Origin of the sequence: Rhodopseudomonas sp. P1 (genome assembly GCF_039642825.1) — a bacterium.
Lineage (GTDB): Bacteria > Pseudomonadota > Alphaproteobacteria > Rhizobiales > Xanthobacteraceae > Rhodopseudomonas > Rhodopseudomonas palustris_H.
This window is the reverse complement of sequence record NZ_CP088006.1, coordinates 3,356,059-3,369,846: the sequence shown is the minus strand read 5'-3', so window position 1 is coordinate 3,369,846 and position 13,788 is coordinate 3,356,059. Positions and strand designations below refer to the sequence as shown.

Annotated in this window: 14 protein-coding genes; 8 read left to right on the top strand and 6 right to left on the bottom strand. The window is 64.7% G+C overall.

The genetic code is table 11. The features are described 5' to 3' along the window. Window positions 1-30: 30 nt before the first annotated feature. Window positions 31-2,340 (top strand): NADP-dependent malic enzyme, encoded by a 2,310-nt coding sequence (locus LRC39_RS15605; protein WP_107344917.1) that lies wholly within the window; start codon window positions 31-33, stop codon window positions 2,338-2,340. A gap of 104 nt (window positions 2,341-2,444) precedes the next feature. Continuing rightward, a complete protein-coding gene (locus LRC39_RS15600; protein WP_107346631.1) occupies window positions 2,445-2,885 on the top strand; it encodes a DoxX family protein in 441 nt (146 codons plus the stop codon). 5 nt (window positions 2,886-2,890) lie between these two features. Here LRC39_RS15600 and LRC39_RS15595 read toward each other — a convergent pair whose 3' ends face one another. From LRC39_RS15595 to LRC39_RS15585, 3 genes are all read right to left on the bottom strand, one after another. Next, window positions 2,891-3,454 (bottom strand): dihydrofolate reductase, encoded by a 564-nt coding sequence (locus LRC39_RS15595; protein WP_346294893.1) that lies wholly within the window; start codon window positions 3,452-3,454, stop codon window positions 2,891-2,893. A gap of 37 nt (window positions 3,455-3,491) precedes the next feature. Then, a complete protein-coding gene (locus tag LRC39_RS15590) occupies window positions 3,492-4,430 on the bottom strand; it encodes a polysaccharide deacetylase family protein (protein ID WP_346294892.1) in 939 nt (312 codons plus the stop codon). 148 nt (window positions 4,431-4,578) lie between these two features. Beyond that, window positions 4,579-6,198 carry a L,D-transpeptidase family protein gene (locus LRC39_RS15585; RefSeq protein WP_346294891.1) on the bottom strand — a complete coding sequence of 540 codons (1,620 nt, stop codon included), beginning with the start codon at window positions 6,196-6,198 and terminating at the stop codon, window positions 4,579-4,581. 210 nt (window positions 6,199-6,408) lie between these two features. Between LRC39_RS15585 and LRC39_RS15580 the strand changes: the two genes are divergently transcribed. Both LRC39_RS15580 and LRC39_RS15575 read left to right on the top strand, forming a co-directional pair. After that, on the top strand, window positions 6,409-6,957 hold the full coding sequence (locus tag LRC39_RS15580; protein WP_107346629.1) for a CreA family protein: 549 nt from the start codon (window positions 6,409-6,411) through the stop codon (window positions 6,955-6,957). A gap of 1,218 nt (window positions 6,958-8,175) precedes the next feature. Then, window positions 8,176-8,550 (top strand): hypothetical protein, encoded by a 375-nt coding sequence (locus LRC39_RS15575; RefSeq protein ID WP_346297512.1) that lies wholly within the window; start codon window positions 8,176-8,178, stop codon window positions 8,548-8,550. Between the two features lie 27 nt (window positions 8,551-8,577). Here the strand turns inward: LRC39_RS15575 and LRC39_RS15570 are convergent, their stop codons facing one another. After that, complete coding sequence (locus LRC39_RS15570) at window positions 8,578-8,835, bottom strand: DUF6719 family protein (RefSeq protein ID WP_346297511.1); 258 nt, start codon at window positions 8,833-8,835, stop codon at window positions 8,578-8,580. 132 nt (window positions 8,836-8,967) lie between these two features. Between LRC39_RS15570 and LRC39_RS15565 the strand changes: the two genes are divergently transcribed. The 3 genes from LRC39_RS15565 to LRC39_RS15555 all read left to right on the top strand — a co-directional run bounded on the left by LRC39_RS15565 (window position 8,968) and on the right by LRC39_RS15555 (window position 11,672). Further along, entirely contained in the window at window positions 8,968-10,248 is a 1,281-nt protein-coding gene (locus tag LRC39_RS15565; RefSeq protein WP_346294890.1) for an ArgE/DapE family deacylase, read from the top strand. A gap of 148 nt (window positions 10,249-10,396) precedes the next feature. After that, the gene (locus LRC39_RS15560) at window positions 10,397-10,795 is read left to right on the top strand and encodes a PaaI family thioesterase (RefSeq protein ID WP_164634758.1); all 399 of its coding nucleotides are present in this window, start codon (window positions 10,397-10,399) and stop codon (window positions 10,793-10,795) included. A gap of 253 nt (window positions 10,796-11,048) precedes the next feature. Beyond that, a complete protein-coding gene (locus LRC39_RS15555; RefSeq protein WP_107344911.1) occupies window positions 11,049-11,672 on the top strand; it encodes a GNAT family N-acetyltransferase in 624 nt (207 codons plus the stop codon). Between the two features lie 102 nt (window positions 11,673-11,774). Here the strand turns inward: LRC39_RS15555 and LRC39_RS15550 are convergent, their stop codons facing one another. After that, complete coding sequence (locus LRC39_RS15550) at window positions 11,775-12,071, bottom strand: hypothetical protein (protein WP_011158576.1); 297 nt, start codon at window positions 12,069-12,071, stop codon at window positions 11,775-11,777. Between the two features lie 175 nt (window positions 12,072-12,246). Then, window positions 12,247-12,420 (bottom strand): DUF1328 domain-containing protein, encoded by a 174-nt coding sequence (locus tag LRC39_RS15545; RefSeq protein WP_346294889.1) that lies wholly within the window; start codon window positions 12,418-12,420, stop codon window positions 12,247-12,249. Between the two features lie 299 nt (window positions 12,421-12,719). On the opposite strand from LRC39_RS15545, the gene LRC39_RS15540 reads away from it, so the two are divergent. Next, window positions 12,720-13,556 carry a tetratricopeptide repeat protein gene (locus LRC39_RS15540; RefSeq protein WP_346294888.1) on the top strand — a complete coding sequence of 279 codons (837 nt, stop codon included), beginning with the start codon at window positions 12,720-12,722 and terminating at the stop codon, window positions 13,554-13,556. Window positions 13,557-13,788: the final 232 nt, after the last annotated feature.

Genomic DNA, 13,788 nt, shown 5'->3' with positions numbered 1-13,788 from the left:
TCGAAACCAACCACAATGGCGGGGGAACGTATGGCGTCGTATTCCGAAGATCTTCAGGCGGCAGCGCTCGGCTATCATCGCCGGCCGAAGCCCGGAAAGCTGGAGATTCAGGCATCGAAGCCACTCGCCAACCAGCGCGACCTTGCGTTGGCCTATTCCCCCGGCGTTGCCGCAGCCTGTAACGCGATCGCAGCCGATCCGGCGCAGGCCGCCGAGCTCACCGTGCGATCCAACCTGGTCGCCGTCGTCACCAACGGCACGGCGGTGCTCGGCCTCGGCAATATCGGGCCGCTCGCCGCCAAGCCGGTGATGGAAGGCAAGGCGGTTCTGTTCAAGAAGTTCGCCGGCATCGACGTGTTCGACATCGAGATCGCGGCCGATACCGTCGATCGCGTGGTCGAAACGGTGGCCGCGCTGGAGCCGACCTTCGGCGGCATCAACCTCGAAGATATCAAGGGGCCGGAGTGCTTCGAGATCGAGGCGATGCTGAAAGACCGGATGAAGATCCCGGTGTTCCACGACGATCAGCACGGCACCGCGATCATCGTCGGCGCCGCGGTGAAGAACGCGCTGGCGCTGACCGGCAAGGACATCTCCAAGGTCAAGATCGTCGCGGCCGGTGCTGGCGCAGCGGCGCTCGCCTGCCTCAATCTGCTGGTGTCGCTCGGCGCGCAGCGCAAGAACATCTTCGTCTGTGACCTCGAAGGCCTGGTGTACCAAGGCCGCAATGTGCTGATGGACCGCTGGAAAGAGGTCTACGCCCAGAAGACCGACAAGCGGACGCTGGCCGAAGTCATCCCGGGCGCCGACATCTTCCTCGGCCTCTCCGGGCCGAACGTGCTGTCGCAGGACATGGTCAAGCAGATGGCGGAGCGGCCGCTGGTGATGGCGCTCGCCAATCCGACGCCCGAGATCATGCCGGAAGACGTGCGCAAGGTGCGGCCCGACGCGATGATCTGCACCGGGCGCTCGGACTTCCCGAACCAGGTCAACAACGTCCTGTGCTTCCCCTATATCTTCCGCGGCGCGCTCGATGTCGGCGCCACCGCGATCAACGAGGCGATGAAGCACGCGGCCGTCGATGCCATCGCGCAGCTCGCGCGCGAGGCGCCCGCGGACCCGGTGTCGGTCGGTCTCGATAACGACGAAGCGTTCGGCTTCGGGCCGGGCTCGCTGATCCCGAGCCCGTTCGATCCGCGCCTGATCTTGCGGATCGCGCCGGCGGTGGCGATGGCTGCGATGGATTCCGGCGTCGCGACCCGTCCGATCACCTCGTTCGACGATTACTACGCGCAGCTCGAGCGCTTCGCGTTCCGCTCCGGCCTGGTGATGAAGCCGGTGTTCGCCAAGGCGAAGGGCCAGCCCGTCCGCGTCATCTACGCCGAAGGCGAAGACGAGAAGGTGCTGCACGCGGTGCAGACCATCCTCGAGGAGAAGCTGGCACGGCCGATCCTGGTCGGCCGTCCGTCGGTGGTGGAAGCGCGGATCAAGCGCTCGGGCCTGTCGATCCGTCCCGGTGAGGATTTCGACCTGGTCAACCCGCAGGACGACCCGCGCTATCGCTCCTACGTGCAGTCCTACATCGACATCGCCGGTCGCGCCGGCGTGACGCCGGCAGCGGCGCGCACGGTGGTGCGCACCAACTCGACGGTGATCGCGGCGCTCGCCGTGGCGCGCGGCGAGGCCGATGCGATGATCTGCGGTCTCGATGGCCGCTACATGAACCATCTGCGCCACGTCCGCGACGTGATCGGCCGGCGCCCCGGCGTCTCGGACTACGCCGCGCTGGCGTTGCTGATCACCAAGAAGGGTCCGATCTTCATCGCCGATACCCAGGTTCGGCCCAATCCGACCGCGGAAGAGCTCGCCGAGTTGGCAGCGCTCGCTGCGGTCCATGTGCAGCGCTTCAACATCAAGCCGAAGATCGCGTTCCTGTCGCATTCGGACTTCGGCAGTTTCCCGACCGACTCGTCGCTGAAGATGCGCCGCGCCACCGCGATCCTGGCCGAGAAGCATCCGGAGATTGAAGCCGACGGCGAAATGCAGGGTGACAGCGCGCTGTCGGAAACGTCGCGGCAGATGATCCTGCCGCATTCGCGGCTGACCGGCGTCGCCAACGTGCTGATCATGCCGAATCTCGATACCGCGAATGTCGCCTATCAGATGATCAAGGTGGTGGGCGAGGCGCTGCCCGTCGGCCCGATCCTGATCGGACCTGCGCTGCCGGCGCACATCCTGACGCCGTCAGCGACCGCGCGCGGCATCCTCAACATGACCGCGGTGGCGGTGGTCGAAGCGCAGGAGCGGGCGGGCCGGCATCAGGGAACGCTGTTCGCCTGAGGCCACGTCAGGCCTGTCGTTTTTTGTTCGTTTGAAAACCCCATGCACCGCGCCCATACTGACGGCGCGGTGCGGCGCGTTCGCCGCTGTGGATGGGGATGCACATGCCGGCCTTGATCGCACTCGGGCGCTTTCTGTTCTCCATTCTGTTCATCTACTCCGGCGCGATCAAACTGCTCGATCTGCCTGCCACCACCCAGGCGGCCGGCAAGTTCGTGGTGCCGGAGATGCTGGCCACCTACACGGCGCAGCTCGAGCAGGCGGCCGGAATGCCATTCGCCCAGATGCTGGCGCTGGCGGCGGGCGGCATCGAGCTGTTGTGCGGCTTGCTGATCGCGCTGAATTTCGGGGCGCGGTTCTGCGCGCTGGTGCTGATCGTGTTCGTGGCGATCGGAACCTATTACTTCCACGACTTCTGGAACCAGACGGGTGCGGATGCGCAAGCCAATCTGGCGGTCGCACTGAAGAGCCTGTCGCTGGTCGGCGGGCTGCTGATCATTGCCGGGATCGGCAGGGGCGGCGCGGCGTCCGGCGGCCACGCCTGACCCTCTTAGCTGCGGCGCCAGGCGGTGACGCTGACCTCGTGGTCGGCGTCGAGGAGCTGGCGGTCGGCCGGGTGCAGGCCGTGCGCTGAGAGGATCTGCTCGGGCGTCCGCTCGGGCACACCTGGGAAGCAAGGCTCGCCGCCGGGGAGGCGGGCCTGCGGAGCCTGCGACAAATAGAACGTGTCGTAGCGATCGAAGAACAGCGCGAACACCTCGGGCCCGCCGATGATCGCTACGGTCCCGGTAGTCACGCCGGCACGGGCGCAGGCCTCCGCGAACGAGGCGCCCGCCGGATTCCACAGCAGCGCTTTCGGGTTCGACGGGTCGGGTGCTAGGCCGGAGACTTGCCGGGTCACGATCAGCCGGCGGCGCAGCGGCGAGTTGGGCTGGTCTTCGAACGAATTGCGGCCGTGCACGATCAGGTCGGCGCGGTCCAGCGCCGCGGCGAAGAACGCCTGATCACCTTTATACTTCAAGGCGTCCGGCATCAGCCGATTGGCGTCGGCGAGGTTGCCCTCGGCCGACACGATGACGTAGCCCTCGATCGTCAACGCCGGCTTCGCCGTCATTGGCGCTTCGCAATCCGCATCTGCAAGGCGATGCGGCTTATTCGGAGATCGTCTGCACGACGGCGCTGACCGGCCGGGTGCTCACCGTCGGCAGCGGATTGCTCTTGGCGAGCTCCTCGTCGTACTGCGGCAGCGTCTGCACCGGCGCCTTGGCACGCATCTGCACGACCTTGTAGCCGCCGGCCTTCAGTCGCCGCAGCAGCTCCGGCAACGCCTCGGCGGTGCTCTTCTGGAAGTCGTGCATCAGGATGATGCCTTTGCCGAGCTTGTCGAGCTTATTCATCACGTTGTCGACGACCTGCTGCGGCTTGCGCACCTTGAAGTCGAACGAGTCGATGTCGCAGGAGAACATCGCGACATTGCGGGTGCCGAGATAGGTCACCAGCGCCGGCGGATGCTGCAGCGCCGGGAAGCGGAAGAACGGCGACGGTGCGGTGCCGATCGCCCACTTCACCGCGGCGAAACCTTTTTCGATCTCGTCCTTGGCCTGTTGCTCGGTCAGCTTTTTGTTGGCGAGATTGGCGTGCGACCAAGTGTGCGAGCCGACAGTGTGGCCGGCTGCGGCGACCTGCTTGAGGATTTCGGGATGATAGGTGGCGTGCTTGCCGATCGGGAAGAAGATCCCCTTGGTGCACTGGTCGCCGAGCGCCTTCAGCACCGCCGGGGTGTTCACCGGCCAGGGGCCGTCGTCGAACGTCAGCACCACTTCCTTGTCACGCAGGAAGTCGAGCTGCTTGAAATGTTCGAAGCCGAAGCCAGGGCCGCCGGTGGTGTCGATCTCGACCACGCGGCCGACACCGAGCGCATCGGGATTGGCGCAGACCGGCTTGGCCGCGGCTGCCGCTTGTGGGGCGGGCGCTGCAGCAGGGGCGGCCTGCGGAGCGGCGGGGGCGGGAGCTTTCGGTGCCTGCGCAAAGGCCGCGGTCGTCCCGATAGACACCACACCTGCAACGATCAAAGCTGCTGCTGTCCGCATGCCGAAGTCCTTCTGCCGTTGGCCGTCCGAGCGCGGCCCGAGTCGGACCGGCGCGCATCGCCACGCCAAGGTAGAGGCTCGCACCCAGCCGTGCCAACGGCTTTTTGCCACGGCCGCGGAGTTGCCCGCAGATTCGAAGGTGCGCAGCTTAGCGCAACCGGACGATGAAGTCGGTGCCCTTGCCGGTCTCGCCAGCGGCGATGCCCTGGTCGGACACGATCAGCGAGCCGCCATTGGTCAGCGCTTCGGCGATCCGCTTCATCGCTTCCGGCGGGATCGTCAACCGATCGAGCGCTTCGGCCGGGCTGTTGGTGTGAAGCGAAGCTTTCGACTCTGCCGCCAAGGCATTGTCGTGACGCCGAGATTTGCGCTGCACTTCAGGTTCCGCTTTATACAGTGCCGCCGGCAGTGACACGACGGACCAGCGCACGCTCTGATCCTTGTCGAGCTCGGCGGTGAAGATGTGGGTGCCCAGCGGACGGTCGCTGGCGGCAATCGTCACCGGCACGTCGAACAGCGGCGTCTGGTTCTGCCGGACATACAGCTTGCCATCCTTGCCGCTGACGAAGGCGGCAATCTGCTCCCTCGGATTCGGCGCAGGCAGCGTCGGAGCGGCGGCGGTGTGCTCATCGCTCGTCGGCGCGTGCGACTGGTCCTTGGCGCCGGACGAGGTTGCGGCTTTGTCGTCGCTCGTTGCAGCGGACGCCTTGGGCTGGTCGGTAGCCGGTGCGGCCGCCACAGGCGCCTTGGCGTCGGTAGGCTTGGTGTCGACTGGCTTGTCCTGAGCCTTGGCAGCCTTGGTGGCATCGACGGTCCCGGTCGTCGCGGGAGCGGCGTCGGTGGTCTCAGGCGCTTTGCTCGACGAGGCATCGGTCAGCGTCACCGTCGCGGCGGCCGCATCCGCGGTCCGGACCGGCGAGGCCGATGGCTTGTCGCTGCCGAGCGCGAGGCCGCGCCGCAGCTCGTCGGCGGAAAGCGTGGGCTCCGCCGGTTGGTCATTGACGGCCGCCTTGTCGGATTTGGTCGTGGTCGCGGGCTTCGGCGAATCCGACATCATCGGCTCGGGATCCGGCGCGAGCTTCTTGGTGGCGAGCAGCGGATGAGCAAAGCTCACCGGCGTCACGTCACCGGGGGCGACGATCACGCGGGCGCCCATCCGGGTCCAGCCCCACATCTTCACCGCGAACGTCATCGGCATCCGGATGCAGCCATGTGATGCCGGGTAACCGGGGAGGGCGCCGGCATGCAGTGCGATCCCCGACCAGGTGATACGCTGCATGTAGGGCATCGGGGCGCCGCTGTAGATATTCGAGCGGTGATATTTGCTCTTCTGGATGACGCTGAACACGCCCATCGGGGTCGAGTGGCCACGCATCCCGGTCGACACCGGCGTCTCGGCAAACAGGCCGTTAGCGTCGTACACCCGGAGCTTCTGCTGCTCGATCGAAACCGCGATCACCACCGGCCCTTGCGGCTTGGTCGCCTGCTTTTCGATCTGCTTTTCAGCCTTGTGGTCGAGCTGAAGCCGCTTGCGCGGATGCTGATAATGCCGCTTCGGCGCAGCCGGCGGCGACTCGTCGTAAATCGGCACTTCGTCCGACCAGAACCAGGCGGGCGAGGCTTGCACGGGCGTGGCCGCCATCGCAGTGGCCATGAGGCCAGCGGCGAGGGTTGCCTGCGAAATCGTCAATCTCCCAGCACCGGTGCGCTTGCTGGTGCGGGAGTAACGCTCGTCGGTGAAATCGGCTTCGCATTGAAAGACGCGCACGCAGTTCTTCCCCGAATCTTGCCAGCAGGATTTTAGATTAGTGTCTCTGGCGCGAGATGCGTTCGCCTTCGTGGCGAACTGTCGCGCAATCTGTCCGACCGTAACAAAAAAGCTTCACAGGAGGTTAAACGCGGCGGCGGGTAGGAGTTGCACCTTTCAAACCGGCGACGTGCTCACCAAATGCACAGAACCGTTTCTATGGAGAATTCGATGAACCGGCGTGCCTCTCAGTTTCGCCTCTCCCGCTTCAAATCCGCGACCCTGGCGCTGCTCGCGCTGGCCGTGACGGGCGCCTCCACCGCCGCTGTGGCCGCCGACGATCCGGATCTGATCTTCCGACGCTCGACGGTGTTCAAACTGCTGAGCCCCAACGACAAGCTTGCCGTGTACGGCATCGACGATCCGGAGATCAAAGGCGTCGCCTGCCACTTCACGGTGCCGGAGCGCGGCGGCTTCAAGGGCTGGCTCGGTTTGGCCGAGGAAGTCTCCGACATTTCGCTGGCCTGCCGGCAGGTCGGACCGATCCACTTCACCAAGAAGCTCGATCAAGGCGACGACATGTTCAGCCAGCGCCGCTCGATGTTCTTCAAGCGGATGCAGATCGTCCGCGGCTGCGACGCCAAGCGGAACGTGCTGGTTTACATGGTGTACTCGGACAAGCTGATCGAGGGCTCGCCGAAGAACTCGACGTCGTCGGTGCCGGTGATGCCGTGGGGCGCGGACGCCACCATCGAGAAGTGCGGGGACTTCTTCAAGTAACGATCAAGGCGGCGGCGCTTCGGCTGCGGAGAGCAGCAGCGAAGCGCCGACGTGTCATTCTGGCACGTTGAAATTCACGGCACTTGGAATTCAGGCTGACTCCCGCTCAGTCGGGAGCGGTTGCGCCGCGGCCGAACGGGCCGGTGCGCAGTAGCCGATGAGACGCACGAGGCGCTGCGGCATGCCTTGTGTGGCGGAATGGCCGAACGGTCCCTGCAGCGCCATCTCCCCCGATGTCGCGACGCCTCTGCGGCCGTTGCGGAGCAGCTCAGTGTGCAGAGCCTCCGGGCGGGTGGAATGGCGGCGTTCTGTGGGAGGGTCGCTGCCAGTGCCGTCGCCGAGCGCATTACTGGCCATTTTTGTTTCCTCCATCATGTATGAACGCGGCCGATCCGGAATCGTTGCCGCACGTCGCCAAGCGACGCGTGGTCCGAACCGAAGCGGGCTTTCGTGACGCAAACCGGATCAGCCGGCGCGGCGAGGGGCGAGATCCGTTAATCTTCGGATCTCTAACGTCCAGGTCTCTGCCACGGCAGCGGTGTAATGCACCGCAATGATCTGCACCCGACGTCACAGCGCGGCTCAAAGCTGGATCACGCCAAGCTCCGCAACTAATCATTTGTAGAGCCGATCCAAAGAAATTACCAGCCTCAACTATCCAACGGCCAAAGTTGGTAACAGAGGGTGGGTGGATCCCTCGTTCTCGGACCGCTGTGTGTAACGGGATGCACGCCCTACTAAGCGTCGGTTGATGACGTGGTGATGTCACCGCCGCCCACCGGCTGGATCAGCGCCAGCAACTTTAGTCGTGCATGGCCGCGTCCTGGCCCGAACCAGAGCGTGCTGAAATCCCGATGGTTTTTTCCGCAATGTTTCGTCGAGGACGGTCCGACGAAACAATTCGCGGGTGGGACGAAACCATTCGGCTGCGCGCTTGCAGCGGTCTGGAAACACAGCGTGGTTATCAACTGCTCAACGGCAGCGGCGGCGGGGCCGGCTGACGACCGGCAGGAGATCTCGGATGCGGACCTGGAGCCTTTTCCTTGCCCTCGCTTTGGTGGCCAGCGGTGCTTCATCCGCCGGCTCATTGGAAGGACGGCTGCCGGGCGCCGGGACCTTCGCCTATCTCGGCACCCCTGTCGCGGAAGTTGCTGCGGTCCGGGATGGCGCAGTCTGGCGCGGCGGCGACCTCGCCGAATGGAGTCGGAATTGGTGACGATGTTTCGGATGGCTGCGCTGGCGGTCGGTTTCGGCCTGATGATCGGCCATGCGGCGCAGGCGCAGACCCATACACAGACCCGGTCCCTATTTGGCGCTCAGGATGCTCGGATGGAATTCATCCGCCAGTGCACCGCGCATATGACCAGTCGGTGGGCGCATCCGGACTCTGTTTGCGGCTGCCTGCACGATCACGCCGCCGCCAAAGTGTCCGATAGCGACCTGCGGCAGGCGCTGCTGCGCGGCATCCGCGAGAGTGGCGTGCCGACCATCGACAACGATTGGGTGCCGCAGACCAAGCAGTCGCAGATCAGCGCCACCTTCACGCTGATCGCCAAGCCTGCTCTGCAGTGCATGTTCGATCCGGCCGACTAACAGATCTGCCTTCCGGACGTGAGCCGGTCAGCGCCGCACGCGCGGGATGCACTTGACCGTCGCCACGACGCCCGAGGCCGACAGCGTCGATCCCGTCACTTCCTTGATCTGACCATTGGGGCAGGAGCCATCGTCGACCAGGATCTTCTGGCCGAGCCGCAGTTCGGTGATGTCCTGTTCGCGGAAGACCTGCAGTTGTTGTGCGGCGGCCGGCGTTGCAACGGCGAGAAGCGCGGCGGCTCCGAGCACGATCAGAGGCGAACGCAAAGGTTGTGAACGGAACATCGGATCTCCTGAACGGTGGCGCGGCATGAGGGCATGATTCGATCGCAGGGCCAAACTGCATGGAAAATCGGGCGATCTGTGGTTTGATCCGCGCGCCGGTGTCAGACCAAACAAAAAGGAGCGCCCACCCGCATGAGCGATAACGATCTCCAGCGCCGCATTCTCGATGCCGTCGATGCCGGTTTCGACGCCCAACTCGCCACCACGCGTGACTTCGTTGCGATCCCCAGCACCCGCGGGGCCGAGGGCCCGTGCCAGGACATGATCGGAGATCTGCTCCGGCAGCGCGGCTATGAAGTCGACGACTGGCATATCGACCTCGAGGATCTCAAGGATCTCCGCGGCTACGGTCCGATCGAGCACGATTTTTCGAAAGCGCGGACCGTGGTCGGCACCTATCGGCCCACCACCAATGCCGGCCGGTCGCTGATCCTGCAGGGGCATTGCGACGTGGTGCCGACCGGGCCGCTGGAGATGTGGGACACTCCACCGTTTTCGCCCGCGATCAAGGACGGCCGGATGTACGGCCGCGGCGCATGCGACATGAAGTCCGGCACCATCGGTGCGCTGTACGCATTGGATGCAATCAAGGCCGCCGGTCTGCGTCCGACGGGGCGGATTCACTTTCAATCGGTGATCGAGGAGGAGAGCACCGGCGTCGGCGCACTCTCGACCCTGCAGCGCGGTTATCGCGCCGATGCCTGCTTCATTCCCGAGCCGACCGGCGGCAAGATGGTGCGTTCCCAGGTCGGGGTGATCTGGTTTCGGCTGAAGGTGCGCGGTTTTCCCGTCCACGTGTTCGAAGCAGGGTCGGGATCGAACGCCATCACCGCGGCGTATCACTTGATCCACGCGCTGGAGAAGCTTGAGGAGGAGTGGAACAAGCGCGCGGCGAGCGATCGCCACTTCAAGAGCGTGGCGCATCCGATCAATTTCAACCCTGGAATTATCAAGGGCGGAGACTGGGCATCCAGTGTGCCGGCGTGGTGCGACGTCGATTGCCGCATCGCCATCCTGCCGGGCTGGTCGGTCGCCGACCACCAGGCCGAGATCATGGCCTGCGTCACCGCGGCGGCGCGCAACCACCGCTTCCTGTCGAACAATCCGCCGCAAGTGGAGTGGTCGGGCTTCCTGTCGGAAGGCTATGAGCTGACCAACTCGGCCGAACCCGAGGCCGCCTTCGGCAAGGCGTTCTCCGCGGTGTATGGCGGTGCGCCCGAAGATTTGGTGTTCACCGCGTTGACCGACACTCGGTTCTATGGCCTCAACTACAACATCCCCAGTCTTTGCTTCGGCGCTTCCGGTGCGGCGATGCACGGCTTCAATGAGTACGTCGATCTCGACTCGCTGCGGCAATCGACCAAGGCGACCGCGCTGTTCATTGCCGAATGGTGTGGCGTCGAGCCGGTCTGAGGCACAGCTCGCGTGCTGCGTCGATGACCTGACAGGTCATTGCACCGAGGCGGACCGGTAGGCATCGGTCCGCCTGACAAATCCAAATGAGCGACGGTCGGCAGCCCGCGCCGCCGTCGCCACATCGGCGGGCAGGGGAGGCGCGACCATGACGCCGCTGGAGAAGATCAATTCATTTCCGCTGCCGTTCGCGGCGCTGATGGGGCTCCGCTTCACCGAAGCCGAACCCGACCGTGTCGTCGCCACGCTGCTGGTGCGTGACGATCTCTGCACCGTGGGTGCAAGCATTCATGGCGGTGCGGTGATGGCGCTGGCCGACAGCGTCGGCGCGGCCGCGACGGTGATCAACCTGCCGGCCGATGCCAAGGGCACCACGACGCTGGAGAGCAAGACCAACTTCATCGGCCCGGCGAGGGCCGGCTCAACCGTGGTGGCGACCGCCACGCCGGTGCATCGCGGACGGCGGACCCAGGTGTGGCAGACCCGAATCGAGACCGAGGACGGCAAATTGGTGGCCGTGGTCACGCAGACGCAGATGGTGCTATGATAAGGTCTTAGCCCTCCGTAAGATTACGAGGGTGCGACGCAAAACCGCTCCCCGAGCACCGTTTGCGCTGCCTCAAGCTTCCTTAACCGCCTTAGTTTAGATAGGTTTTGCGAAAGTTCGAGGGCTCTCCGCCGTTCTTTCCTAGGCGTCGCCTGCGAATGGGTCTTGAATATTATTGTGCAATGCACAATATGACTTCTGTCTAGGGAAGAGAACGCCTCCTTGAGGGTCATCCCGAGAGGAGAGAAGACTTATGCACGACGCTCTCATCGCCGATCTCACCGGCTCAAAAGGGACGATCCGATCCCTGATCAATCAAGAGCTGCCGCTGCTGCGGGATCACCTGTTGCGCCTCGACGCCGAAAGCCGGCGCGATCGCTTCAATGGCTTCGCCGACGAAGGCTTCATCGATCGCTACGCCATGAAGTGCGGCGGCGACGGCACCATCATCATCGCATTCTTTGCGGAAGACGGTTCTGTGCATGCGGCTGCTGAGCTGCATCAGCCCGATCTGCACATCGACTCGCTTCCCGAAATCGCCTTCAGCGTGGAAAGCCATCTGCGCCGCAAGGGCATCGGCAGCATTCTGTTCAAGCAGCTGATGGAGGTCGCACGCTCGCTCGGCTACGAGAAGCTGCGGATCACCACCGGCTCGCAGAACCAGGCGATGCGCGCGCTCGCGAACAAGTTCGGCGCGCACCTGACCTTCCGCCAGGGCGAGTCGACCGGCACGATCGATCTCCAGCACGAGGCGGACACGGTCGCGCCCGCGCGCTCGATCGACATTCCGGGCGGCGCCGCCAATGCGCTGATCTCCTTCAATCAGGCTTGCTGGAACCTGTTTCTGAGAATGTCGGGCTTCAATCGCGCGGCCTGACGATCCGGCACCGCAAAACAACAACGCCGCGTGCTAACAGCCCGCGGCGTTCTTTTTTTGGTCAAAGGCTGGTGCGCCCGAACGGCCGAGCGCGCAGGCCGGTCAGATCCGCTTGTCGTTGCCGACGATCCGGCGCGACACCCGGCGCTCAACCACGACCGAGCGCTGGAAGCCTTGTTCGCCGGTGATCACCCGCGACGTCCGTGCCGAGGCACGGGCCGACTTCCGGACTTCCTTCAACACCGCTTCGATCGGCATCCCCATCAGGGACGCAGCAATCTCCGCCTGCGAGTCAACGTCGTCGGTGATGCCGGCCGCCGCAAAGATCGCTTCTTCAAGAGTCGGCGGGTCGCGTCGCACGCGCCGCACGCCATATTTGGTATTCCAGTCTTCGCTCATCGACGGCCCCGGGTTGAGTGCGTTTACCTAGTGGAGCCGATGTTGCATTGCAATATTGAATATCGGCGACGCGAACCGGACCTTGGTCGAAGGTGGCGGGCCACCGCTTGCGGCAGATCAAACAGGGAGCAGATCATGGCTGCCCTGCGCCGAAGCGCAGGGCGCTGCGTACTGATTAGGCTCTGAAGATCGTGAATCCGAGAATCAGCAGCACGACGAAAATCACCACGAAGATGTAGAACAGAATCCGCGCGATGTCGGCAGACGCGGCGGAAATTCCGGTGAATCCGAAGATGCCGGCGATGATCGAAACGACCAGAAAGATCAGCGTCCATTTCAAAATCGTCATTAGGTTCTTCCTTGGCTGAGACTGCCGGCTTGAACGACGCGCAAATGCAATAGTTCCGAGGCGGGGGCGGCCCGACCGAGCGGCTGACGCAGGGCAAGAGGCGGTGCCCGATGCCCATCCTGATGCTTGCGGCAAGTCGGTTTTCGATGGCCCGCGGGTCTCCTCCACAATCCTTTGTCGCGCCGGGTCAGTTTAAACCTGCGTGGGGATTGGCTAGATTGCGCCCGATCGAGGCAGCCTGTGGCGGCCGGAGGCTGCTTGCCGGGAGCCGGCGCGGCCCGCGTGTTTGGGGATGAATGATGATGACGAGATCGTGGGCCGCCGGCGGATCGGCTGTCCTGCTCGCGCTGTTACTTGGGGGCGCGATCACCTCCGCACACGCGCAGTCGGCCGATCTGGTGTTGTGCGATCGGATCGCCGCTGACCCGGCCGATCCCGACAAGCCCGCCGATGTGAAAGGCGTCACCGAGATCGCGCCCGGCGATGTCGCGACCGCCATCAAGTACTGCCGTGTTGCTTCGGCCGGATCGCGCCGGGCGATGTACGCGCTCGGTCGTGCCTATGCGGCCGGCGGGCAGACCGCCGAGGCGATGGCCGCGTACCGTAAGGCCGCGGATAAGGGCTCTAGCGCAGCCATGGTCGAACTCGGCGTGGCTTACGCGACCGGCGTCGGGCTGCCGAAAGACGAGGCCAAGGCGCGGCAGCTCCTGGAGCGTGCTGCGGCCGCGGGCAACCCGCGCGGTATCAGCAATCTGGCGGCGCTCGGCGGTGGGGCGTCGTCCGACCCCGTGAAAACCCGAGCCTTGCTTGCCAAGGGCGCGGAGAGTAACGCCGAAGCGCAATATCAGCTCGGCATGATGTTGGCCGACGGTATCGGCGGTCCGAAAGACGATGTCGGCGCGCGAGCTCTGTTCGAGAAGGCGGCGGGGCAGGGGCACCCGGGTGCTCTGCTGCAAATGGGCGCGTTCGCCCAGGCCGGCCGCGGCGGGCCGAAGGACAGTGACGCGGCCAAAGCGTACTACGAGAAGGCTGCCGCGCTCGGCAATGCCGACGCAAAGGCGGCGCTGAAGCGGAGCGATTGCCCCTATGTGCTTAAGGACAAGCGCGGAAACATGGTGACAAACCTATGCTTCTAGGCAATCGACGCAGCCGCGCCTGACTGGCTTCAACCGAATCAACACACACTCGACCACGTCCTGGAGCGTCGGCGCCGCGCGCCCCTGATCCAGGTCAATCAAGGGGCGTAGCCTTCATGCAACAGACGCGGGACCGATTTCGAGTGCTGCCCCGGGGAGATCGGCGCAGCGCGCCGGCTCATGGTCCGGCTGCGGCGCCCGCGCGGCAGGTGCTGTGCCCAGCGTCTATTGC